The organism is Achromobacter sp. B7 (assembly GCF_003600685.1).
Lineage (GTDB): Bacteria > Pseudomonadota > Gammaproteobacteria > Burkholderiales > Burkholderiaceae_B > Achromobacter > Achromobacter spanius_B.
In genome coordinates, this window is sequence record NZ_CP032084.1 from 5,416,807 (window position 1) to 5,439,579 (window position 22,773).

Sequence of the window (22,773 nt, forward strand, 5' to 3'; positions counted from 1 at the left end):
ATGAAAAAAGCACCCGCATTGACGGTGGCCGCGGTATTGCTGGCCGCAACGATGGCGCCCGTGGCGCAGGCCGCGCAGCCCTGGCCCAGCCAGCCCATCCGCTTGATCGTGCCGTACCCGCCCGGCGGCTCGGTGGACAACCTGGCCCGCCTGCTGGCACCCGCGCTGGGCAAGCGGCTGGGGCAAACCATCGTCATCGAGAACAAGGCGGGCGCCAGCGGCACCATCGGCGTGGACGCCACCGTGCGCGCCGAGCCGGACGGCAACACGTTCGGCTTCGGCGTGCCGGGCGCCATCACCGGCCTGCCGCACGTCATGAAGGTGCCTTACAACGTCAGCACCATTCAGTATGTGTCGCTGGTGGCGCGCATTCCGCAAGTGGTCATGGTGAACCCGTCGCTGCCCGACACCACGCTGGCCGCCTTCGTCGCCAGCGCCAAGCAGCACCCGGGCAAATACAACTACGGCTCGGCCGGCAACGTGACCACGCCCCATCTGGGCGGCGAACTGCTGAAGCAGCAAACGGGCATCGACATCATGCACGTGCCGTACAAGGGCGCCGCGCCCGCCGTGACGGCCTTGCTGTCCAACGAAGTGCAGATGTTCCCGGGTGACGCGTCGGCCGCCTTGGGCTTCATCAAGGCAGGCAAGTTGCGCGCGCTGGCGGTGGCCAGCCCCGAACGCTTCGAGGGCCTGCCCGACGTGCCCACCACCCGCGAGGCGGGCTTTCCCGGCGTGATCGTGGAATCGAACTACGGCATCATCGCGCCCACCGGCACGCCCAAGGACATCGTCGACAAGATGGCGGCGGCCATCGCCCAGTCCCTGGCGGAACCCGAACTGCGCCAGAAGATGATCGACCAGGGCGCCATTCCGGCGGCAAGCACGCCGGACCAGTACCGCACGCTGATGGAAACCGAATCCAAGAAATGGGGCGACGTGATCCGACGCGGCAAGCTTGGGCTGGAATGACCCGTTGCCACGCGCTTTGCCGTACGCTTATGCCGTTCCTTCTGCCTGCGACCCCGCCCCGCCATCATGCCATTCGCCAAAGCCACCGGGCTAAGCCTGGACCTGACTGCCGACCTGAACAAATGGAGGGCGTTCCTGGCGATTGCGGAGTTGGGCAGCATCACGCGCGCCGCGCTCTACCTGGACCAGGACCAATCCGTTCTCAGCCGCCGCATCAACGCACTGGAACGCGAGTGCAACGCGCGGCTGTTCAACCGCACCGGTCGCGGCGTGAATTTGTCCGAGGTGGGCCAGCGGCTGTTTCCCTTGGTGCAAACGCTGCTGGGCGACGCCGAACGGCTGGAACTTGAGCTTAACGGCCAGGCGCGCGAGCCCGCAGGCGAAGTCACGCTGGGGCTGTTGCCCTCCACCGCGCATCCGCTGATCCGCCGCTTGTTTTCGCGCTTGCGCAAACACTTTCCGAAGGTGCACCTGAAGATTCTTGAAGGCTCCAGCGGCCAGATCGAAGAGTGGCTGACGGACAGCCGCGTGGACATCGCCATCCTGTACCGCTATGGCGACAAGTGCCCGCCGGGCGAGCAGGCGCTGGCCTACGTGGATTCCTATCTGGTGGGCGCGGCGGGCGATACGCGCACCGCATCGGGCGAAGTCACGTTCGACCAGCTTGACGGCCTGCCCTTTATCCTGCCGGGCGCGCCGAATGGTTTGCGCAATGCGCTGGACGGCCTGGCGCGAGCGCGCAAGATCACCATCGCGCCGTTGATCGAAGCGGATTCATTGCCGCTGATGAAGTCGATTGTGGAGCACGAGAACATGTACACCGTGCTGCCGCTACATGCCGTCTGGCAAGAGGTGCAGGAAGGCCGATTAAGCATCGCGGCGCTTCGTGACCCGACGATGGGCCGAATCATTTCCATGGCGTTTTCCAGGTCCAAGGGACCGGGCCGCACCGTCATGGAAGTGGCGGCGCAGATTGAAACGCTGGTGCGGGAAATCGGCGGCGAAGGCGTGTGGCACGCGGAACCTTGAGGGGCAAGGAATCGCCTGCCGCAGGACCGCCTGCCGCAGGATCGCCTGCCGCAGGTCCGCCTGCCGCAGGATCGCCTGCCGCAGGATCGCCTGCCGCAGGTCCGCCTGCCGCAGGATCGCCTGCCGCAGGTCCGCCTGCCGCGCTCAATCGAACCCGTACAGGCGCGCCGGGTTGTCGACCCATACCTTCTTGCGCAAGCCGTCGTTGCCCAGCCATTCATAGGCCACGTCCACCAGCGCATCGGCCGATGGCGCGGACGCGCCCATGCGCACGAACGGCCAGTCCGATCCCCACAGCACCTGATCGGGGTTGGCGGCCGTGAAGGCGTCGTGGATGTAGCGGGCATTTTCATAGTCGGGCGCGGCGCCCACGCGGCACAACGTCAGCTTCATCCAGATTCGCCCGTCGGCCAGCAAGCCGCGCAGCAGCTGAAAGGCCGCATCCTGTTCACCACGCGCAGGCACCAGGCTGCCCAGATGGTCGATCACAATCGGCACGTCCAGCGCAGCCAGCGCCGGCAGATGCTGCACATACGCATCGCAAGGCGCCCATAGCTGGGCATGCAGGCCAAACTGCTTCATGCGCGGCGCCATCGCGGCAAGCTGCCCAAAGCCCACGCTGCCGGGGAACAAATTGCCCGCCGGGTCGCGCGCTTCCAGAAAGCGCAGACCGCGCACGCCGCCATCCACCAGCGCCTGCAACTGCGCATCGGTCACCGACGGGTCGGCCACCGCGATGCCGCGCAGCCGCTCACCGCCTTGCGCCAAAGCGTCCAACAACGCCGCCGGGTCCACGCCATAGGGCGCGGGCTGCACCAACACCCCGCGCGCCGCGCCCAGCGTATCCAGCATGCGCAGGTAGCGCGGCGCAGGCGCGTCCGGCGCGGCATAGGACGAGGCGTGTTGCAGGGGAAAGCGGTCATACGGGCCGAACACATGGCAATGCGCATCGCAGGCCAAGGCGGGTAGCGCGTGCCTGGGGGTGACGGGCATGCGCGGTATCTCGGGCGTCATGGCTGCTCCTTGCGCGGCAGCGCCGCCAATGGGCTCAAGGCAGGCGCGCCGTCTTGCGTCGGAATATCCAGCGGCGCGGGCGCGTCGTCCGGCATCGGGATGTCGTGTGCGTTCAACGTCATGGACACCATGGTGTAGTAGCCGATCACCGCCGTCAGCTCCACCACGCCCACCGCCTGCCATCGCGCTACCGCTTCGGCATAGAGGTCGGGATCGACCTGGCCGGTTTCCTGCAACTGGCGCGAGAACTCGTAGACGACTTCATCGTCGCGCGTGTCGAACCGCGGCGTCTCCCGCGCCTGGATGGCGTCCAGCACGGCGTCTGCAATGCCGGCCGCGCGCGCTGCCTGCGCGTGGATATGCCATTCGATCTGGCTGTTCCAACGGCGCGCCGTCACCACAATGGCCAACTCGCTGACACGCGGCGGCAGGCTGGTGCCAAAGCGCAGCAGGGCGCCCAACGCCTGCCAGCGTTCGGCAAGTTCGGGGCTGTGCAGCGCCGCGCGCAGCGGGCCCACAAGGCGCCCGCGCGGGCCCGAGACGATCTTCTCGTACACGCGTTTCTGGTCGTCGGTCATGCTGTCGGGGGAAGGCAGCGGGATACGGCTCATCATCATCCTCGGTTCAGTTTGTGGCGCGGCGCCAAGTCGGACGCGCCGCGTGCATCGACGCACGCAATGACGCACGCATCGACCCACGCAACGACCCGCGCATCATCGGGCCACGTTCGATACGGCGCGTTCACGGCGCTTCATCCGGCTGGCTGCGCGCCACCGACGGGCGCGCGCAAAAGCCTTGATGCCAGGCGGCAAGCTTGGGGTGGCTACTGCGCCAATCGATATCCGGAAAACGATAATCCATGTACGACAGCGCGCAACCGATGGCAATCACCCCCAGGTCGAAGCCGGTGGCCGACAACGCGGGCGTCTCGGCTTCCAGCGCGGCCAGCACGGCACGCACCTTCAGCGCAAACGCGTCCAGCCAAGCCGCCGTCTGCTTTTCCACAGGCTTGTTGCGCTCTTGGCGGTACAGCAACAACGCGTCCAGAAACCCATCGCCCAGCGCCTGCCGGCGCTCGGCCACGAGCCGCGCCGTGGCATCGCCAGGCATCAGCCGACCGCCCGTCAGCCCATCCAGATACGCACAGATGACGCGCGAGTCGTACAAGGCCGTGCCATCTTCCAACACCAACGTGGGCAGCTTGATCAGCGGATTGTCCGCCACCAGATCCAGATTGGGCTTGTCCATTGCGACGGGCGTGCGCACCAACTGCACGCGGTCTTCAATACCACCTTCGTATAAAACGATCATCACCTTGCGCACAAACGGCGACCTGGGCGACCAATGCAACTTCATCGTGGTTCTCCTTGGGGTTGCGCGACGGGGCGCGCATCAATGCCCTTGCGCGGGCAGCACCGACGGGTCGTTGGCCGCGGTGGGCGCCAGCATCTGGAACAAATCACTTGTGTGCGCGTACCAACCCGCGCCATGCATGCGGCCCAGCAAGCCCAACGCGGGCGTGTCCACATGAAAGCGATCGCGGTTCAGCAACGCGTCGTCGCGCAGATACATGCCCACCACGCGCGCCAACACGATCACGCGATGCGGCGCGGCCTCGATCACCTGCCACACCTTGCATTCCAGCGCCGCCGGGCTTTGCGCGATGCGCGGCGGCGCGACCAGCGTCGATGGCTGCGTGGACAGCCCCACGCGGGCCAGCTCGTCAACGCTGGCGTCGTAATCCAGGCTGGTCTGGTTCATCTGCCGGGCCAATTCCCTGGACACCACGTTGATCACGAATTCACCCGTGTCCATGATGTTGCGCGACGAATCCTTCCACTGCCCCGCGCGCGGGCCGATGCCCAGCGCCACGATGGGCGGGTCACTGCTGACCACGTTGAAAAACGAAAACGGCGCGGCGTTCAGATCGCCGCGCGCGGACTGGGTCACCACCCAGGCAATAGGCCGTGGCACGACCACGCTGGACAGCAGCTTGAACGCATCGGCGGACGCCAGTTGGCTGAAATCAAAATTCATGGCGGCATCGCCCTGCGGCGGCGTTACGAAGGTTTTTCATTTTGCCAGCAGCCCCAACGAGCCCAGCAACCGCTGCATGTCGGCGCGATCACGGCGCACGTAGGCGTCGGCCTGGGCGGGCGATAAGGACATCAGCTCTATCGCCTGCTCTTGCATCACGCGCCGGTATTCCGGGTCGTCGTTCACGGCCTGCACGGCGCTGCTCAGGCGCTGCACGATGTCGGGCGGCGTGCCGGCGGGCGCGGCCAGGCTGTACCACGTAGCGGCCTCGGCGCCCGCCACGCCGGCTTCGGCCAGCGTGGGCACGTTGGGCAACAGCGGCGAACGCTTGTCGGCTGCGTACGCCAACGCCACCAGCCGCCCTTGGCGAATGAACGGCAGGCTGGCCGACAGGTTCAGCATGGCCAGGTCGATCTGGCCGCCCACCACATCGTTGATGGCGGGCGATGCGCCGGCGTAGGGAATGTGATTGAGCTGCACGTGCGCAGCCTGCTGGAACTGTTCCGCGCCCAGATGCGTGGCGCCGCCCACGCCGGCCGACCCGTAGCTGAGCTTGCCCGGTTCGGCCTTGGCGCGTTCCACCAATTGCGCAACCGTGGTGATGCTACGCGCCGGGTTCACCACCAGCATGATGGGCTGCACGGCCACCACCGAACAAAACGCGAAGCCGTCCACGCCGTCGTAGGGCGTCTTTTGCATCAACGGCGTCACCACGTGGCCGGCCGACGTGCCCAGCAGCAAGGTGTAGCCGTCCGGCTTGGCGCGGGCCACAAAGCCCGTGCCGATGGACGCGCCGCCGCCCGGTTTGTTTTCCACCACCACCGGTTGGCCCAGCCGCTTTTCCAGTGCGCGGCCCAGGCTGCGCGCCACCACATCGGCCGGGCCGCCCGCCGCGTACGGATTCACCAGCGTCAAGGGGCGGTCAGGATAAGACGCGGCCTGGGCGGCCGGCATCAGCAGTGCAGCCAGCGCCGCCACCATGGCCGCTTTGGCCAAGCGAAACGGATTCATCGATGTCATGGAATTTCCCGTTGAAGGGCGGTCAAGCGCGCGCCCATGGCCGTCTCGCAATCAGTCCGACTTGGCGCCGGACTGCTCGATCACCTTGGCCCACTTCGCCGTGTCCGTCTTGATCTGCGCGGCAAACGCTTCGGGCGTGCTGTGCGTGGTCTGAATGCCGTAGGCCGCCATGCGCTCGACCATTTGCGGTGACGTCATCACCGCCGCGATGTCCTGGTTCAGCTTGTCGATCACCGCGCGCGGCGTACCGGCAGGCGCCAGCACACCTGACCACAGGCTGACTTCGTACGACTCAAAGCCCGGCGTTTCTGAAATCGACGGCACATCGGGCAGCACCGGCAAGCGCTGGCGGCTGGTCACGCCCAGCGCGCGCACCTTGCCCAGCTTGACCTGTTCGATGAAGTTCGATGACGTGTCGATCATCATCGATATCCGGCCCGCCAGGAAATCGTTGATGGCGCCCGACGTGCCCTTGTACGGGATATGGCGGATGTCCACACCCGCCGTGGACTTGAACATTTCGCCGGCCAGATGGCTGGTCGTGCCGTTGCCCGATGAGCTGAACGTCAGTTCGCCCGGCCGCGCCTTCGCCAGCGCCGCCAGTTCCGCCACGGAATTCACTTTCAGATCGGAATTGACCACCAGCAGATTCGACGTCAGGTTGGTCATCGAGATCGGGGCGAAGCTCTTTTGCGGGTCGTAGCGCAGCTTGGGGTACAGCGACGGGTTGATGGTCAGCACGCCCATCGTCGAGTACAGCAGCGTGTAGCCGTCGGGCGCCGCGCTGGCCACGGCTTCCGCGCCGATCGTGCCCCCCGCGCCACCCCGGTTTTCCACCACGATGGCTTGGCCCAGCTTGTCGCCCAGCCCCTGCGCCAGCGCGCGCGCCATCAGATCGGTTGCGCCCCCCGCCGGAAACGGCACCACCATCCGGATGGAGTGGTCGGGATAGGCGCCCGCCACGGCCGGCCCCATCATCCCGACGGCGGATACCGCCGCCCCCACCCGCAGCCACAGGCCGACCGAGGTCAGCGCCCTTGCGATCTTCATACCGTCTCCAAACCTTGTGATTTTTGTGTTTGAAGCATGGTATGCGGCGGGCCGGGCCGGCGCTATGCGCGGTATCGCATATCTGCTTTGCGCGGGCTACGCCACGTAACCCAGCGCCGCGCTGGCGGCCGCGGCTTCTTTTTTTACCGCCGCCACCACCTTGCCGTTGGGCGACACATCAAAGCCACCCGTCGCGCCCAGCGCCGTCAACACCGCGCAGGGCCGGCCCGTGTGGTCATACAAGGGCGCCGACACGGCGCTGATGCCGCGCAGGTTCGTATCCTTGACCGTGGCGCAGCCGGCCGCTTGCACCTGACGCCGCAGCCCACCGATTGGATCGTCGTGGTCCAGCAAGGCGCGCAAATCGTCGGGCGCCTCGGCCAGTTCCGCCAGGGCCATCCGCTGGATCGGGGCTTCCTCCAAAGCGCCCAGAAACGCGCGTCCGGTCGCGGACCACAGCATCGACAGTACCGAGCCCACGCGCACGTTCACCGTGACGGGCAGCGCCGGTTCCTCGAAGCGCACGATGGTCGGGCCCTTGTTGCCCATCACGGCGATGAAGCACGTCACCGCCAGGCTTTCGCGCAGCCGGATCAACACGGGTTCGCTGATGCGCAACGGGTCCGCCTGGCGCATCGCGGCCACACCCACCATCAGCGCTTCCAGGCCAAGGTGGTACTGCTGCGTGGCCACTTCCTGGTCCACCAGGCCCTCGGCGATCAGGCTCATCAGGTAGCGATGCACCTTGGCGGGGCTTTCGTCCACGTGCGCGGCCAGCGCGGTCAGGCTGGCGCGCCCGCCCATTCGGGCCAGGCCTTTCAACACCACCATGCCGGTCTCGGCGGCCTGCACGCGCTGGCGCCTTTCGAGCGGGCGGGCGCCCATCATTTCTGGATTCACATCCGCATTCGTGGATGCCTTGGTGGATGCCTTCGTGGATGCCTTCGTGGATGCCTTCGTGGACGCCTTTGTCGACGCCTTGGGGGCAACCTCGTCGGACGTCCGGGCGGACTTGGCGGGCATCTTCTTGGACGGCTTGGATGGGGTCATATCAGCGGTGATTCCTGGCGAATGCGGGCGCGCGGGGCGGCTGGGGGCCTGCCGGCGCGGATCCAAGGTTAACCCTTCTTGAAAAATTACGCATTGCGTATATGATTTACGCAAAAGAAGGGATGCCATCAGGTCATCCCAATACGGAGACAGCCTATGCGCGCCCTGAAACACCCCCTGCTTGCCGGCCTTTTGGCCCTGCCCCTGCTGGCCTGTGCCAGCGCGTCTGCCCAAACCGCACCGGCCAACTACCCGTCCAAACCCGTGCGTTGGGTGGTGCCGTACGCGGCGGGCGGCGGGTCCGACTTCCTGGCCCGCAGCATCGGCCAGGGCCTGACCGGCCGCCTGGGCCAACCCGTCGTCATCGAGAACAAACCCGGTGGCAACACCGCGATTGCCGCCTCGGAAACCGCGCGCGCCCCGGCCGACGGCTACACCATGCTGTCCGCCGACAACGGCACGCTGGTGTTCAACCCGGCGCTGTACAAGAAGCTGTCGTATGACCCGGTCAAGGACCTGGCGCCCGTCACGCTGATGGGCCGCTTTCCCATGATCCTGGTGGTGGGGCCGTCCATGAAGGTCAACACCGTTCAGGAATTTTTGGCCGAGGCCAAGTCACGCAAGGAAGGCCTGGACTACGGTTCCGCTGGCGCGGGCAGCCCGCACCACCTGGCCATGGAACTGCTGAAAGTCGAAAGCGGCCTGACCATGACCCACGTGCCGTATCGCGGCGCATCGCCCGCGCTGGCTGACGTGGCGGGCGGCCAGATCCCCGCCATGATGGTCGACCTGGCGGCCGGCGCGGGCTTCATCAACGGCGGCAAAGTGCGCGCGCTGGCCGTTGCCAACCCCACGCGCCTGCCGCAATTGCCCAACGTGCCGACGTTTGCCGAGATCGGCCTGAAGAACGTCGAGGCCGCCGCGCAGGTGGGCGTCGTGGTGCCGGCGGGTACGCCGCCCGCCGTCATCGACGCGCTGAACAAGCAGGTGGTCGCCACCATCAACGACCCGGCCACGCGCCAGCGCCTGGTGGAATTCGGCATCGAGCCGGTCGGCAACACGCCCGCCGAATACGCCGACATGCTGAAAGGCGAACGCGCCCGCTGGCAAAAGCTGATCAGCGATCTGAAGATCACGCTGGACTAAGCGCAGCCATCACCACCCGCGGCCTGCCGCCCACGCGGCAGGCCGATGCATCACGAATACACGGAAAGCAACATGAGCCAATCGCCCTCTTCCTCGCGCCCGTCGGGCTGTCCCATCGATCACGCGGCGCTTGCCGCGATGCAAAGCCCAACCGGCTGCCCCGTCAGCTCGCGCGCGGCCGAGTTCGACCCCTTTGGCGATGGCTATCAGCAAGACCCGCCTGAATACGTGCGCTGGGCGCGCGAGCAGGAACCCGTGTTCTACAGCCCCAAGCTGGGCTACTGGGTGGTGACCCGCTACGAAGACATCAAGGCGATTTTTCGCGACAACATCACCTTCAGCCCGTCCATCGCGCTGGAAAAAATCACCCCCACCGGCCCCGAGGCCAACGCCGTGCTGGAGTCGTATGGCTATGCCATGAACCGCACGCTGGTCAACGAAGACGAGCCCGCCCACATGCCGCGCCGCCGCGTGCTGATGGACCCGTTCACGCCCGAAGAACTCAAGCACCACGAGCCCATGGTGCGCCGCCTGACCCGCGAATACGTCGACCGCTTCATCAACGACGGCCGCGCCGATCTCGTCGACCAGATGCTGTGGGAAGTGCCGCTGACCGTGGCGCTGCATTTCCTTGGCGTGCCCGAAGAAGACATGGAGCTGCTGCGCCAATATTCCATCGCGCACACGGTCAACACCTGGGGCCGCCCCAAGCCTGAAGAACAAGTGGCCGTGGCGCATGCCGTGGGCAACTTCTGGCAGCTGGCCGGCAAGATCCTGGACAAGATGCGCCAGGACCCGTCCGGCCCCGGTTGGATGCAATACGGCCTGCGCAAGCAGCAGACGCATCCGGAAGTCGTCACCGATTCCTACCTGCATTCCATGATGATGGCCGGCATCGTCGCCGCCCACGAAACCACCGCCAACGCATCGGCCAACGCCATCAAGCTGCTGCTGCAACACCCCGACGCCTGGCGCGAAATCTGCGAAGACCCCGACCTGATTCCCAACGCCGTCGAAGAATGCCTGCGCCATAACGGCTCGGTCGCGGCATGGCGCCGCCTGGCCACGCGCGACGCCGAAATCGCCGGTGTGCCGATTCCGGCAGGCTCCAAGCTGCTGATCGTCACGTCGTCCGCCAACCACGACGAAGGCCAATTCAACGACGCCGACCTCTTCGACATCCGCCGCGAAAACGCCAGCGACCAGCTCACCTTCGGCTACGGCTCGCACCAATGCATGGGCAAGAACCTGGCCCGCATGGAAATGCAGATCTTCCTGGAAGAACTCACCCGCCGCCTGCCGCATATGAAGCTGTCGGATCAAGCGTTTACCTATGTGCCCAATACCTCGTTTCGTGGGCCGGAGCACTTGTGGGTGGAATGGGACCCGAAGCAGAATCCGGAACTGGCGTCGCCGGAATTGCTAAATGATCAGCACCCCGTGCGCATCGGCGAGCCCTCGTCGCACGCCATCACGCGGCCCGTCGTCGTGCAAAGCGCAGTCGAAGCCGCTGACGGCATCCTGCGCCTGCGCCTGGTGTCGCCCGATGGCAAGCCGCTGCCGCGCTGGACGCCAGGCTCGCACATTGATGTGGAATGCGGCGACACGGGCTTGTCGCGCCAATACTCCTTGTGCGGTGATCCTTCGGAAGCCGGTGTATTTGAAATTGCCGTGTTGAAGGAAACGGAAGGCCGAGGCGGCTCCGCATGGATGCACGCGAACGCGGTGGTCGGCGCACGCTTGCGCATCCGTGGGCCGCGCAATCACTTCCGCATGAACGAAGCGGCCGACAAGCTGATCTTGATTGCCGGCGGCATCGGCATCACCCCCATCAGCGCCATGGCGCGGCGCGCCAAGGAACTGGGCCTGGATTACCAACTGCATTACAGCGGCCGCGCGCGCACGTGCATGGCGATGCTGGACGAACTTGTCGCGTTGCACGGCGACCGCCTGCATGTTCATGTTAAAGACGAAGGCACCCGCGCGGACTACGCAGCGCTGTTGTCCCAGCCGGATGCCGGCACGCAGATTTATGCGTGCGGCCCGCAAGGCTTGCTGGATGGCTTGGCGGCGTGCTGCGCCGCGTGGCCGGAAGATGCGCTGCGCGTGGAGCATTTTCATTCCACCCTGGGCACGCTGGACCCGTCCAAGGAACAGCCATTTGAAGTCGTGCTTAAGGACTCGGGCATCGTCATCAACGTGCCCGCCGATCAGACCTTGTTGACCGCACTGCGCGGCGCCAATATCGACGTGCAAAGCGACTGCGAGGAAGGCCTGTGCGGATCGTGCGAGGTGCGGGTGCTGGAGGGGCAGATCGACCACCGCGACGTCGTGCTGACGCGCGCCGAACGCGACGCGAACAACAAGATGATGGCCTGCTGCTCACGCTCGTGCGGGGGTGGAAAGGTGGTGTTGGAGTTGTGACGGTGGACTGACCGACCCGGCTACCAACCTCGCCAATCGTGGATACCATCCGCCTGTACGGCGGATGGCTACGCATTCATTAGTTCGTTTATCCCCCTTCCCGACCCGCCGGCGCCCAAGCGCCCGCGCGGGCGTTTTTGCGTCCGCCACCCCCTAGTAAAAAAAGCGGTGTACATGCCGCCAGCAGGGAAACCACGCGGGCGGCAAACGCGTAACCCGCGTGATAGCGTGCCTCACGCGGGCGTCATCCCAGCCAGCAACAGATGTATCGGAAGACTCGATCTGTGGGGAGCTGAACATGATGAAGAATCTGGCCATCTTCTTTGACGGCACGTGGAACGAACCCAACGACCGCACCAACGCCTACGAGCTTTACAAAGCCGCGCCGGAAACCAGCACGCAAGAAACCCTGTATATCGAAGGCGTCGGCACCCAAGGCCAAGGCCTGTGGGCCGCCATCGATAAATTTCTGGGCGGCGCATTCGGCGCCGGCCTGTCCGCCAATATCCGCCAGGGCTACCGATGGCTGTGCCAACGCCAAGAACCTGGGGACCACATTTTCCTGTTCGGCTTCAGCCGTGGCGCGTACTCGGCACGCAGCCTGGCCGGCATGGTCCGCAAATGTGGCCTGCTCAAAAACCCCACCGACGACAACGTCGCCGAAGCGTACGCGCTTTACCGCGATGAGTGCCTGCCCTCGTCCATCGACGCCATTTCGTTTCGCGCTCAGTTCTCGCGCGACACCGACCTGCATTTCGTCGGCGTCTGGGACACGGTGGGCAGCCTGGGCATACCCGTCGGCGGCATTTCGTTTCCCGGGTTTTCCAAGTTCTATAACTTCCACGACACCGAACTGAGCAACCACGTCCGCAACGCCTATCACGCCATCGCAACGAACGAATACCGCGAGCCGTATTTCCCAACGCTATGGACAAGGCTGGCAACATCCGAACCGCGCCCGCCGGACAGGCCGGTTGAACAGCGCTGGTTCATCGGTGCACACTCGGATATCGGTGGAGGATATCGCGACGGGAGTTTGCAGACGCTGCCGGCAGCGTGGATCCAGGAAAAGGCGCGGCAGGTGGGGTTGGAAGCCGGCACCGCGCAGCGCATCTCCACCGACTATGACCAGTGCAATCCGCACGACTCGTACAAGGAGTTCACCGAGAAGGTGCTGATCCATGTGAAAAAGCAGGCGCGGATTTGGGATGGCGAGACCGTGTTGAATCTGACGGTGGATGAAAGAGTGGTGAGGCGGGTGGAAGGGAACGCGGAGTATTTGAAGGAGTTTCCGAATTTCAGAGAGGCGGTGGCGGCCTTGCCGGTGGGGCGGGGGTAGCCCAGACGCTTGCCTCGCACATCCAAATTATTAAACCTATCCAAGACTGGCTAGGTCCCGAAGTGATAGTTCGGGGCGCATTCGCGCAGCGCCGGAGCCACTTCCGGCGGCTCGTTCGGACCCGGAAGATCACGCTTCCAACCGGCGCAGGGAGGATTGAGCATCGATCTGGGCATTACGCTTCCTCCGTCACGCTGATGCGGGCATAGCCGGTAAGGTCATCCACGTCAGGCGCAATCGTGATTGATCTCATCACCGCCCTTCTCCCCTGCCCTCCAACCCACGCGAATATTCGCTAGATCGCGACTCCCAATCCATCGCCTCCGGCCACTCCACCCGAGGCGCCCACCGCAACGCCAGGTTGTACGCCGGCACGTCGTTCGCATCACGCGGTTCGATGTCGCACAGCGGCAAGGCTTGCGGGCCTTGCTGCATATAGGTGCAGACGTAGGCCCAGAGGTTGTCCAGGTCGTGGTTGTAGGTGCTGAGGTGGAAGCGTTCGATGACGTCGTTGGTACCGGGTTTGACGATGGCGAGGGACACGCCCCACTTGATCATCAAGCCCCCGCCGGAGGTGACGCCCCATTGCTCCCAGAGTTCGGCGCGCACGTCGTCCCAGGGGTAGCTGGCGGTGGTGACGTACCAGCGGGTGAACGGGTTCCACCAGACCATGTGGAAGCCGTAGACGTAGATGCGGCGGCGGGCGCGGTTGAAGCGGATGGGGAGGTCGCGTGGGGGCAGAACATCAGCCTTCACAAAGAGAAAGACCGAATACCATCCGATCAAAAAAGTCGCGCACATCCAAATTATTAAACCTGTCCATGACTGGCTAGGTCCCGAATTGATTGCGTGTCCTATTGCATCAGATATACGGAAAACGAGACCAAACAGCAGGGGGCACAAGAAAACCGGTGTCAGCACGAGCAGGCCTCTCACCGCCGAAGATCGTCGAGAAAGTTCCAGATACGTGTCGTCCAGATAGTTCGGGGCGCATTCGCGCAGCGTCGGAGCCACTTCCGGCGGCTCGTTCGGACCCGGAAGATCACGCTTCCAACCGGCGCATGGCGGATTGAGCTGGGGCTTGATCATGACGCGTCCTCCGTCACGCTAAGACTCGCGTAGCCGGCCACATCGTCCTTGTCCGGCCAGTAGCGGATCTCGATTACTGCAGACTTGATGGAATGCAGCGGCTCAAGCCAGTATCTGCAACTTAAGACTGGGCTCTCTCCGTGCGGCATGCGTTGATCGTTTGGCTTCAAGTCTCGAACTTCGTCCAGGATGGGCGCGCGAAGCGGGCTGTTGTGAGAGCAAGCAGCGAGTACCGCGGATGTGATTGCAGGCGTCCGCCTCCCCTTCGCCAACCCAAACCGATCAATGGATAGCGTGAACTCGTAACGCGATCGAAGGGGGTCGAAGCCGGGAAGAACAATTCGATAGCGCAACTCGGTTCCTGTCTCAATTCCTCCTGTTTCCTTGATCAAAAGGATATCCATCGTTATTAACAGATCAGGTTCGATAGGACGCTTGGCCGAGTCAAAACCGAGTTCTGCCTCCATGCCGATTACTGCCGCATTCAATGCGGAGACGGCAGCATCCATTTGATCGGGACTATCCCAGCGTTGTTTAGAAACACCCTGCCCAAAATAGGATCGCCGCGCCCATAACTCCAGGCTGGAAGACTCCTTGGACTTTGCAACATTCAACGTGCCGAATGCCAGCAGCATCAATCCTATCCCTACACCTAGCGGGCCTAGCAGCGCTCCTGACGTCGCCGCCCCATATGCGGAGAATGCGGCCCCCAACCATGACAAAGCTCCGCTAGTGAAGTAGAAGCCCGCCGCCTGATGGTCGCCCAATCTCTCCGTCCGCCCCATTGCTTCAAAACTCCCCACCCCATCCGCCACCCCGCCCAACGCCGCGATTACCCCTCCCGCCTTGATCCGCGTCTTCCCCATCCCAATCGCCTTTACCACCGCCCCGCCCTCCGCCGCCACTCGTCGCATGAACGGCTGCACACTTTCCGCGCCAATTCTCAGCGTCAACCCACCCGCCTCCACACCCGCCCCCAGCAGCCCCACCCCTGCCCCATACAACGCGGCCATCGCTTCCGGATGCCTTGCACCGACAGTCTCCCGCGCCGCCTCCAGGCTGGTACGCACGCTGTCATGCAGAAAATACAAACTGACCAGTGACAGCGCGCCATAACCCGACCCGACAGACAATCGCTTCAGACTCGTCAGCCCATTCTTCGCGAACTCCTGCGCGTGGGCCGCGCTTAACTCCAAACCCTTTAGCATTTGCGCCGCCGGGGCTTCCAGGTTCTTCATGCCGACCGAGATCTTTCGCATCGCGCCATGCGACGCCTTGCGCGCCGCATCTTCCGCTTGACGGACCACACCTTCCACCTGGCGCGCCACATTTTCTACTTGATCGCCGGCTACTTTCTCAAAGGCGTTGATTCGCTTCCGGATCTCTTCCGCGCTGCCTTCCATCCACAGCGTCACGTCAATCAGCGTATTGCGCACCGCCGGGTCCGGGATGCTGATCAAGCCGGCGAACACAAACGCGCGCACGCGCCGGCTGGCGTCTTGTTGCAGGGGCTCGCCGACGCGTTGCAGCTCTTCGGCGCAGATGGACAGCAGTTCCCCCACCGTGAGTTGAATCACCACCTGCGCCATCTGCGCCTTGCGGTACAGCCACGCACCGCCCACGTGAACCGCATCGACGGCGGCTTTGGAACCGGCGCTCAAATGTTGATTCAGGCGCTTGCTGGCGCCGTGCATGGCGGTCAGCAGTTGGTCGGCGGCGTCTGCCGCGCGGCCTTCTCGCCATGCACCGATTTCTTTGCTGCTGATGATGCTCTTGACGGCGTCGAAGTATTTTTTTCCGGCGTCGTTGGCAACCGCCCCGGCGCCGAACAGAGGGATAAAGGTGGTTTGCAAAAAGGATTGATGGCCGTTCAAGGCCAGGTAGGCGGCGCTGTCGGGATCGCTTAGCAACGACTGCCACGCGGTGCTGGTAGGCCCCAGCGTTTCAGGCTCCGCCGACGCGGCATCAGGCGCAGGCATCGCATCGGTGATCCCGCCGTCCAAACACGCACCAACCGTAATCAAGCGCAGCAGACGCGACCGTTCATCGGTATCGGAATAGTCCATTGCCACGATGCGCTTCCACGCCGCGCTACCCACTACCTGCGCCCAATCCTTGCCATACGCATCGATATCTTTTTCAAACCGCTTGATGTCGCGGTCATACCGCGACTGAAAGCTCGCCCGGCCATGGCGGCGCGGTTCGGCGGGGGGATTGGTTTCCCAGTAGAGTTCTTTCAATCGTTCAACGCGATCGGTGATCTTGGCCTGCACCCGCTCTTGCCGTTCACGCGCGGGGTCCCAGAACACGGGTGGCGTGCCGGACTCGCTGGGCATGATGTCGAGCAAGGGTGTCGGGCTATCCATCGTCTCGGCGTCGGCCTGCACGGCGTACATCTGTTGAATCGCCAGCAGGCATTGCGAGGTCAGGTAGGCATAGCGGCGAGTCGGCTCTTCGGACCACAAGCGCTTCTGCGTATAGGCGGCCAGGCGGACGTTGTTGAGTTCTTCGGCCATGCCGATCGGGTCGGGCAGAATCAGCCCGGTCACGCCTTGCGGCAAGCGGTGCTGCCGTTCCATCAGCGTCAGGTAGTTACGCATGCCCGTGGCTTGCGTCACGCGCGATGACCAGCCGTGAACACTGCCGAAGTCGTCGACACCGCTGACATACTCCGCCACGTGTTTGTTCAACGGATGCGCATGTTCCAGCGCCAGCGCGGTGCTACCCGCCGTGGGATCGTCCCGCAACTTGGGCAGATCCACGATGACAAACCGTAGCGGGTAATTGGCATTCAAACCGTCGCCTGACTTGTACGCATCCAGCACCGCCGTCGGCCAAGGGTCTTGCGAATACGCGATCCAGGCGAGCTTGTACTTGTCAATGTCGATACCGATGAACGACGCGGGCAAGTCGTGGGCGGCCTGAACGCAGCGCTCGGCCAGCGGAGCAGGCTCGTCGCGCGCCATCTCGTAGGGATTGAAATGCCGCATATGGCCCGCATCGGTCACTTGATAGGCATGCCATACCCTGCGGTCCAGCAGCACATACACATAGCCCTTGCGCATGATGCGCAGCGATTCTTGCAGACCAGGATGCGACAGCGCACCGCGCGCATGTAAGAACGGGCTCTTGGCCACCACCGCCGGGCGCAGCAGCAGAATCGGCACGCCGTTGCGGTCGCAGGCGTTGCAACTGCCGGATGGCAGCGGCAAAGTTTCTTCGACGATGTCGATAAGCGATTGGCTGAGCGTCATGCGAACACTCGAAGGCCAAGGCTCTTGCTGGCAATGCAAAACGTTGCGGGGGTAGGCATGACGGGCTCCGTCGTCGTGTCGGCCATGGCGGCCGGGGGGCTTCCGAAGGAAGCGCTAGCCGGACTCATGCAACATCCATGCCGAGCGTCACGTCTTGTCAATAAGCTCCATGAAATCAACGGCTTGCCATGCGGCTAAGACACTTACGACGGAGCTCTCTGATCGGAATCCCTGCGAAACCGCCGTTTTCCCCCAGAAAACGGGCCAGTTCTGACCCGATAAAAAAATATCGCTATTGAATCAATGGCTTGTAGTGGGTCAAAATTGGCCCGATCGGGTCAAATCTGGCCCACGCTGTGAAGAATGACCGCACGCCCCTCTTCCCTAAGGATGCGAACCATGGCGCTCGATCTGTCATCGCACTATGTTTTTCTGAATAAAAAATGCAGTCTGACACCTTAAAAAAACCAAAAAAAAAACCCCGACGATTTCTCGCCGGGGGAGTCCCTGCACACACAACACAGCTTGCTCAGTTCGAATACACCTTGATCTGGTCGCTTTTCAAGACATCCGGGGTCAGGTTCTTTTCAATCCAGCCCATCGACGTGTCTTCCACCCCCGGCGTCACCAGTTCCGCCGGCACGATCGTAATGTCGGCCAGCACCTTGAACGGATACTTGTCGCTCTTCTTGGTCACGCCGAACAATTGCGCTTCCAGGCCCTGGCCGTCAGCACGGTGCATTTTGACTTCGCGGCCGTAGCCCTTGAAGGACACGTCGTGCATGGCGGCGGCCACTTGTTCCGGGGTGGGCCAGGCGCCGTTGTTGTCCTTGATGGCTTTCTCGTAGCCTGCTTTCAGGCCCTGGATGGCTTGCACCATGTGGTAGACCGAGTAGATCGGGTACGCGCCGGTCTTGTCGTGGAATTTCTTCACGAAAGCCTGGTGCTGCGGGTCGTCCTTGGTTTCCGGGTGCAGGAAGTAGTGATCGCCGCGTGCGCCGACGTAGACGCCTTCGGGCAAGGCGTTGCCCAGGCGTTCCAGCGAGCTTTCTGCCAGCGACAGCACGAAGGTAGAGTTCTTGAACAGGTTGCGCTGCGAGGCCTGGCGCACGAAGTTGTCCAGGTCGCCGCCCCATGACGTGGACACGATGACGTCGGGTCGCAGTGCTTGCAGGCGGCTGATTTCCGTGGAGAAGTCGGCGGCGCCGAACTTGGGGAACATCTCGGCCACGACCTTTACGTCGGGCTTGAACTTCTTCAGCGCGGCCAGGAAAATGTCGCGCGAATCGCGGCCCCAGGCGTAGTCCTGGTTGACGATGGCGATCGTCTTGAAGTCGGGCTTGACCTTCATCAGGTACAGCACCTGCGCGACCATCTCGGTGGTGGCGTTGGCTTGCGTGCGCACCACGTACTTGTACTTCTTGCCTTCCAGCGCCTTTTCCGTGCCGCAGTCCCACAGCACGTTCAGCACCTTCAGGTCTTCGGCTACGGGGGCCACGATGTTGCAGTGGCCGCTTGAAATAGCCGACAGCATCACGCGCGTGCCGCCTTCGGCCAGGCGGCGGTATTCGGACAACAGTTTTTCGCCGCCGCCGCCTTCGTCGATGTAGCTGGGCACAAGCTTGACGCCGTCGATGCCGCCTGCCGCGTTGATGTCCTGAATCAGGATTTCAGCGGCGTCGCGCGCCGGCACGCCGAACACCGATGCCGAGCCCGACAGAAAGGTCGAGATGCCGATGTTCAGTTCTTTGGGCTTGTCGGCGGCGCCGGCCAGCGCCGCGAAGCCGGACAGCAGGGTGGCGCCTAACAGCGCGGCCAGTCTTGAGGTTTTCATGGTTGTCTCTCCAGTGTTGTAGTCGGGTCTATGCCCTTAGAAAACGATGGCGTCGCGCAGGCTGCCGCCGGTGGCGAGGTGATCGAACCCCTCGTTGATCTGGTCCAGCGAAAATGATTTGCCCATCATCCTGTCCACCGGCAGGCGGCCCGCCTTGTACAGGTCTATATAGCGGCCGATGTCGATGGCGGGTACGCCGGAACCCAGGTAGCTGCCCCGTATGTCGCGCTCTTCGCCGACCATCTGCGAGAGCGATAGCGGGAAGCTGAACTTGGGGTTGGGCAGGCCCGAGGTAACGGTCGCGCCGCCGCGCCGGGTCAGCTTGTAGGCGGTTTCAAAGGCGGGCACGGCGCCCGCCATGTCAAAGCCGTAATCCACGCGGCCGCCGGCCAGATCGAACAAGTCATCGTCCGTCTTGACCTGCTTGGGGTTGACGACGTGGGTGGCGCCCAGCTCCTTGGCCAGCGCCAGTTTTTCGTCGCTAAGGTCAATGGCGACCACGCGGCGCGCACCTGCCGCAACCGCCGCCAGCAAGGCTGACAGGCCCACGCCGCCCAGCCCGACGATGGCGGCGGTGTCGCCTGCCTTGATGCGTGCGCGGTTCAGCACCGCGCCCGCGCCCGTCAACACGGCGCAGCCGAACAGCGCGGCTTCGCGATGGCTGAGTTCAACGTTGACCTTCACGCAGGACCGGCGCGACACCACGGCGTATTGCGCGAAGCAGGACACGCCGGTGTGGTGGTTCAGGTATTCGTCGCCGATGTGCAGGCGGCGGTCGCCACCCAGCAAGGTGCCTTGCGTGTTGGCGGCCGCGCCGGGTTCGCACAGTGCGGGGCGGCCTTCCATGCAGGGATTGCAGCAGCCGCAGCTGGGCACGAACACCATGGCCACGTGGTCGCCGGGTTTCAGGTCGGTGACGCCGGGGCCGGTTTCGACCACTTCGCCGGACGACTCGTGCCCCAACACGATCGGCACGCCGCGCGGGCGGTCGCCGTTGATGACCGACAGGTCGGAATGGCACAGCCCGGCCGCCTTGATGCGCACCAGCACCTCGCCCGTGCCGGGCGGGTCCAGGTCGACCTCGGTGATGGTCAGGGGCCGGGTCTGGGCATAAGGGCCGGGCACCCCTACGTTACGCAACAACGCCGCTTTGATTTTCATGCGCTGACATCCAAGTAGAAGCAATACGGGCTAGAAGCGATGCGGGCTAGAAGCGATGCGGACCGAAAGCAATACGGACCAGTAGCAATGCCGACCGGCAACCGGCCGGCAGGCACCGCCCCGATCACAGCTTTACACCGTGCGTCCGCCGTCCACCGGGAACTCCACGCCGGTGATGAATTCCGCCGCGTCGCTGGCCAGGAACAAGGCCGCCGCCGCCACGTCCGACGGCTGGCAGAAGCGGCCAAGCGGAATGGTGGACACGAACTTGGCGCGGTTCTCGGGCGTGTCGGGCAGACCCATGAACAGTTCGAACATGCCGGTGATGCCCATCACCGGGCAGATGGCGTTGACGCGGATGCCGTCGGGGCCCAGCTCCACGGCCATCGATTTGGACAGCACGTTGACGGCGCCCTTGGACGCGTTGTACCAACTGAGGCCGGGGCGCGGGCGGATGCCGGCGGTGGACCCGACGTTCAGGATCACGCCGCGCTTTTGCTTGCGCATCACGGGCACCACGGCCTGCGCCATGTGGTAGATGGACTTCACGTTGATCTCGAACATGCGGTCGAACATGGCCTCGTCCACGTCCAGCATGGGCTGGTTCTTGTGGGTGATGGCGGCGTTGTTGACCACGATGTCGACGGAACCGAATTTTTCTTGGCAGACGCGCACGACGTTGTCGATGTCGGCGCGGCTGGACACGTCGGCCTTGACCGCCAGCGCGGCGGCGCCCACTTCGGCGGCCACGCGGTCGGCGGCTTCCTTGTTGATGTCGGCGATGACGACTTTGGCGCCCTCTTTCGCATACAGCTTGACGATGCCTTCGCCGAAACCGCTGCCACCGCCCGTGACGATGGCGACCTTACCCTGCAACTGACTCATGACTTGACTCCGATATGCGTGGCGATCATTCGCCGTAGAACTGGATCAGCGTTTTGGTCGTGCTCATTTCTTCCAGCGCGATGAAGCCCTTCTCGCGCCCGTGGCCGCTTTTCTTGACGCCGCCAAACGGCAGTTCCACGCCGCCGCCCGCGCCAAAGCCGTTGATGTAGACCTGACCGCACTTGATGCCGCGCGCCACGCGCTGCTGGCGTCCGCCGTTCTCGGTCCAGACCGCGCCCAGCAGGCCGTAGTCGGTGGCGTTGGCCAGCCGGATGGCGTCGGCTTCGGTGTCAAAGGGCAGCGCCACCAGCACCGGCCCGAAGATTTCTTCGGTCAGCAAGGTGCTGTCGTGCGAGGGCGCGGAAAACAGTGTCGGCTTCACGAAGTAGCCGCCAGAAGGCACGCCGTCGGCAATGGCGCCTTCGGCCGCCACGGTCAGCCCATCGGCCAGGCCCTTGGCGATGTAGCGGTTGACGCGGTCGAACTGCGCCTTGTTGACGACCGGGCCGCAGGTCAGGTCCATGTCGGGCGTGCCGGCGCGCACCTTGGAAAACTCGGCGGCCAGCGCCTTCATGAAATCGGCATACACGCCGCGCTGCACCAGCAGGCGGCTGCCCGCCGTGCAGGTCTGCCCGGTGTTGTGGACGATGCCTTTGACGATGGCGGGAATGGCCAGTTTGTAGTTGGCGTCGTCGAACACAATGTGGGCCGACTTGCCGCCCAGTTCCAGCACGCACTTGACCGCGTTGACGGCGGCGGCCTGCTGGATCAGCACGCCCACTTCGTTCGAGCCGGTGAAGGTGATGAAGTTGATGTCGGCGTGACGCGACAGGCTGGCGCCCGCCTCTTCGCCCAGGCCCGTCACGATGTTCAGCGCACCCGGGGGAAAACCCACTTCCAAAGCCAGTTCGGCCACGCGGATGATGGACAGGCAGGCGTCTTCGGCCGGCTTGACGACGCTGGCGTTGCCCATGGCCAGCGCCGGGGCAACGCTGCGGCCGAACATCTGCGCCGGGTAATTCCACGGAATGATGTGGGCGGTCACGCCCAGCGGCTCGCGGATCAGCTGGACGGAATAGTCCTTCTGAAAAGGAATGGTCTGGCCGTGCACCTTGTCGGCCGCGCCGCCGTAGAACTCGAAGTAGCGCGCCAGCACCGTGATGTCGCCGCGCGCGGTGGACATGGGCTTGCCGGTGTCGCGCGATTCCAGCCGCGCCAGCTCTTCGTGATGCGCCAGCACGGATTCACCCAGGCGCAGCAGCAGGCGGCCGCGTTCCAGCGCCGTCATGCGGCCCCAATCGCCTTCCAGCGCGGCGCGGGCGGCGCCAACAGCTGCATCCACGTCGGCCTGCTGACCGCGCGGAATGGTGGTGAATACGTCGCCGTCCACCGGCGACACCACGTCTATGGTGCGCCCGTCATGGGCATCGACCTGGCGGCCGTTGATAATCATCTGCGTCATGCAATGT

The 22,773-nt window shown here is 64.2% G+C and carries 18 protein-coding genes and 1 pseudogene; 5 read left to right on the forward strand and 14 right to left on the reverse strand.

The features are described from left to right. Both DVB37_RS24460 and DVB37_RS24465 read left to right on the forward strand, forming a co-directional pair. Positions 1-972 carry a tripartite tricarboxylate transporter substrate binding protein gene (locus DVB37_RS24460; protein WP_046807676.1) on the forward strand — a complete coding sequence of 324 codons (972 nt, stop codon included), beginning with the start codon at positions 1-3 and terminating at the stop codon, positions 970-972. 66 nt (positions 973-1,038) lie between these two features. After that, entirely contained in the window at positions 1,039-2,001 is a 963-nt protein-coding gene (locus DVB37_RS24465; RefSeq protein WP_120157017.1) for a LysR family transcriptional regulator, read from the forward strand. An 81-nt stretch (positions 2,002-2,082) separates the two neighbouring features. On the opposite strand, the pseudogene DVB37_RS29020 reads toward DVB37_RS24465, so the two are convergent. The 8 genes and pseudogenes from DVB37_RS29020 to DVB37_RS24505 form a co-directional block, all read right to left on the reverse strand. Beyond that, positions 2,083-2,130, reverse strand: a pseudogene (locus DVB37_RS29020) (hypothetical protein); the annotation flags it as partial. Between the two features lie 15 nt (positions 2,131-2,145). Continuing rightward, entirely contained in the window at positions 2,146-3,015 is an 870-nt protein-coding gene (locus DVB37_RS24475; RefSeq protein ID WP_120157018.1) for an amidohydrolase, read from the reverse strand. After that, complete coding sequence (locus DVB37_RS24480) at positions 3,012-3,626, reverse strand: carboxymuconolactone decarboxylase family protein (RefSeq protein WP_120157634.1); 615 nt, start codon at positions 3,624-3,626, stop codon at positions 3,012-3,014. Before DVB37_RS24480 ends, DVB37_RS24475 begins: the two co-directional genes overlap by 4 nt. 130 nt (positions 3,627-3,756) lie before the next feature. After that, complete coding sequence (locus DVB37_RS24485) at positions 3,757-4,371, reverse strand: glutathione S-transferase family protein (protein WP_104141882.1); 615 nt, start codon at positions 4,369-4,371, stop codon at positions 3,757-3,759. Positions 4,372-4,407: 36 nt separating this feature from the next. Continuing rightward, on the reverse strand, positions 4,408-5,052 hold the full coding sequence (locus tag DVB37_RS24490) for a flavin reductase family protein (protein WP_046807672.1): 645 nt from the start codon (positions 5,050-5,052) through the stop codon (positions 4,408-4,410). Between the two features lie 36 nt (positions 5,053-5,088). Then, complete coding sequence (locus DVB37_RS24495; RefSeq protein WP_120157019.1) at positions 5,089-6,072, reverse strand: tripartite tricarboxylate transporter substrate binding protein; 984 nt, start codon at positions 6,070-6,072, stop codon at positions 5,089-5,091. A 51-nt stretch (positions 6,073-6,123) separates the two neighbouring features. Further along, positions 6,124-7,122, reverse strand: coding sequence for a tripartite tricarboxylate transporter substrate binding protein (locus DVB37_RS24500; RefSeq protein WP_046807670.1), 999 nt, complete (start codon positions 7,120-7,122; stop codon positions 6,124-6,126). Positions 7,123-7,218: 96 nt separating this feature from the next. Next, entirely contained in the window at positions 7,219-8,010 is a 792-nt protein-coding gene (locus DVB37_RS24505) for an IclR family transcriptional regulator (RefSeq protein WP_120157635.1), read from the reverse strand. 318 nt (positions 8,011-8,328) lie between these two features. On the opposite strand from DVB37_RS24505, the gene DVB37_RS24510 reads away from it, so the two are divergent. The 3 genes from DVB37_RS24510 (at position 8,329) to DVB37_RS24520 (ending at position 13,081) form a co-directional block, all read left to right on the forward strand. Beyond that, complete coding sequence (locus tag DVB37_RS24510; protein WP_104141876.1) at positions 8,329-9,318, forward strand: tripartite tricarboxylate transporter substrate binding protein; 990 nt, start codon at positions 8,329-8,331, stop codon at positions 9,316-9,318. Positions 9,319-9,390: 72 nt separating this feature from the next. Continuing rightward, positions 9,391-11,742, forward strand: coding sequence for a cytochrome P450/oxidoreductase (locus DVB37_RS24515; RefSeq protein ID WP_120157636.1), 2,352 nt, complete (start codon positions 9,391-9,393; stop codon positions 11,740-11,742). Between the two features lie 298 nt (positions 11,743-12,040). Then, positions 12,041-13,081, forward strand: a complete 1,041-nt coding sequence (locus DVB37_RS24520; RefSeq protein WP_120157020.1) for a DUF2235 domain-containing protein — start codon at positions 12,041-12,043, stop codon at positions 13,079-13,081. A gap of 252 nt (positions 13,082-13,333) precedes the next feature. Here the strand turns inward: DVB37_RS24520 and DVB37_RS24525 are convergent, their stop codons facing one another. The 6 genes from DVB37_RS24525 to DVB37_RS24550 all read right to left on the reverse strand — a co-directional run bounded on the left by DVB37_RS24525 (position 13,334) and on the right by DVB37_RS24550 (position 22,766). Beyond that, a complete protein-coding gene (locus tag DVB37_RS24525; protein WP_240433990.1) occupies positions 13,334-13,837 on the reverse strand; it encodes a DUF6708 domain-containing protein in 504 nt (167 codons plus the stop codon). 329 nt (positions 13,838-14,166) lie between these two features. Then, entirely contained in the window at positions 14,167-17,424 is a 3,258-nt protein-coding gene (locus DVB37_RS24530; protein WP_120157022.1) for a T6SS effector BTH_I2691 family protein, read from the reverse strand. A 529-nt stretch (positions 17,425-17,953) separates the two neighbouring features. Beyond that, entirely contained in the window at positions 17,954-19,258 is a 1,305-nt protein-coding gene (locus DVB37_RS24535; protein ID WP_046807565.1) for an ABC transporter substrate-binding protein, read from the reverse strand. 36 nt (positions 19,259-19,294) lie between these two features. Continuing rightward, positions 19,295-20,419 carry a zinc-dependent alcohol dehydrogenase family protein gene (locus tag DVB37_RS24540; RefSeq protein WP_046807566.1) on the reverse strand — a complete coding sequence of 375 codons (1,125 nt, stop codon included), beginning with the start codon at positions 20,417-20,419 and terminating at the stop codon, positions 19,295-19,297. A 132-nt stretch (positions 20,420-20,551) separates the two neighbouring features. After that, complete coding sequence (locus DVB37_RS24545) at positions 20,552-21,304, reverse strand: glucose 1-dehydrogenase (RefSeq protein ID WP_046807567.1); 753 nt, start codon at positions 21,302-21,304, stop codon at positions 20,552-20,554. Positions 21,305-21,329: 25 nt separating this feature from the next. Further along, positions 21,330-22,766, reverse strand: coding sequence for an aldehyde dehydrogenase family protein (locus DVB37_RS24550; RefSeq protein WP_120157023.1), 1,437 nt, complete (start codon positions 22,764-22,766; stop codon positions 21,330-21,332). Positions 22,767-22,773: the final 7 nt, after the last annotated feature.

Coding starts and splice junctions, on each gene's coding strand:
- DVB37_RS24460 (WP_046807676.1), top strand. CDS start 1: ATGAAAAAAGCACCCGCATTGACGGTGGCCGCGGTATTGCTGGCCGCA.
- DVB37_RS24465 (WP_120157017.1), top strand. CDS start 1,039: ATGCCATTCGCCAAAGCCACCGGGCTAAGCCTGGACCTGACTGCCGAC.
- DVB37_RS24475 (WP_120157018.1), bottom strand. CDS start 3,015: ATGACGCCCGAGATACCGCGCATGCCCGTCACCCCCAGGCACGCGCTA.
- DVB37_RS24480 (WP_120157634.1), bottom strand. CDS start 3,626: ATGAGCCGTATCCCGCTGCCTTCCCCCGACAGCATGACCGACGACCAG.
- DVB37_RS24485 (WP_104141882.1), bottom strand. CDS start 4,371: ATGAAGTTGCATTGGTCGCCCAGGTCGCCGTTTGTGCGCAAGGTGATG.
- DVB37_RS24490 (WP_046807672.1), bottom strand. CDS start 5,052: ATGAATTTTGATTTCAGCCAACTGGCGTCCGCCGATGCGTTCAAGCTG.
- DVB37_RS24495 (WP_120157019.1), bottom strand. CDS start 6,072: ATGACATCGATGAATCCGTTTCGCTTGGCCAAAGCGGCCATGGTGGCG.
- DVB37_RS24500 (WP_046807670.1), bottom strand. CDS start 7,122: ATGAAGATCGCAAGGGCGCTGACCTCGGTCGGCCTGTGGCTGCGGGTG.
- DVB37_RS24505 (WP_120157635.1), bottom strand. CDS start 8,010: ATGATGGGCGCCCGCCCGCTCGAAAGGCGCCAGCGCGTGCAGGCCGCC.
- DVB37_RS24510 (WP_104141876.1), top strand. CDS start 8,329: ATGCGCGCCCTGAAACACCCCCTGCTTGCCGGCCTTTTGGCCCTGCCC.
- DVB37_RS24515 (WP_120157636.1), top strand. CDS start 9,391: ATGAGCCAATCGCCCTCTTCCTCGCGCCCGTCGGGCTGTCCCATCGAT.
- DVB37_RS24520 (WP_120157020.1), top strand. CDS start 12,041: ATGATGAAGAATCTGGCCATCTTCTTTGACGGCACGTGGAACGAACCC.
- DVB37_RS24530 (WP_120157022.1), bottom strand. CDS start 17,424: ATGACGCTCAGCCAATCGCTTATCGACATCGTCGAAGAAACTTTGCCG.
- DVB37_RS24535 (WP_046807565.1), bottom strand. CDS start 19,258: ATGAAAACCTCAAGACTGGCCGCGCTGTTAGGCGCCACCCTGCTGTCC.
- DVB37_RS24540 (WP_046807566.1), bottom strand. CDS start 20,419: ATGAAAATCAAAGCGGCGTTGTTGCGTAACGTAGGGGTGCCCGGCCCT.
- DVB37_RS24545 (WP_046807567.1), bottom strand. CDS start 21,304: ATGAGTCAGTTGCAGGGTAAGGTCGCCATCGTCACGGGCGGTGGCAGC.
- DVB37_RS24550 (WP_120157023.1), bottom strand. CDS start 22,766: ATGACGCAGATGATTATCAACGGCCGCCAGGTCGATGCCCATGACGGG.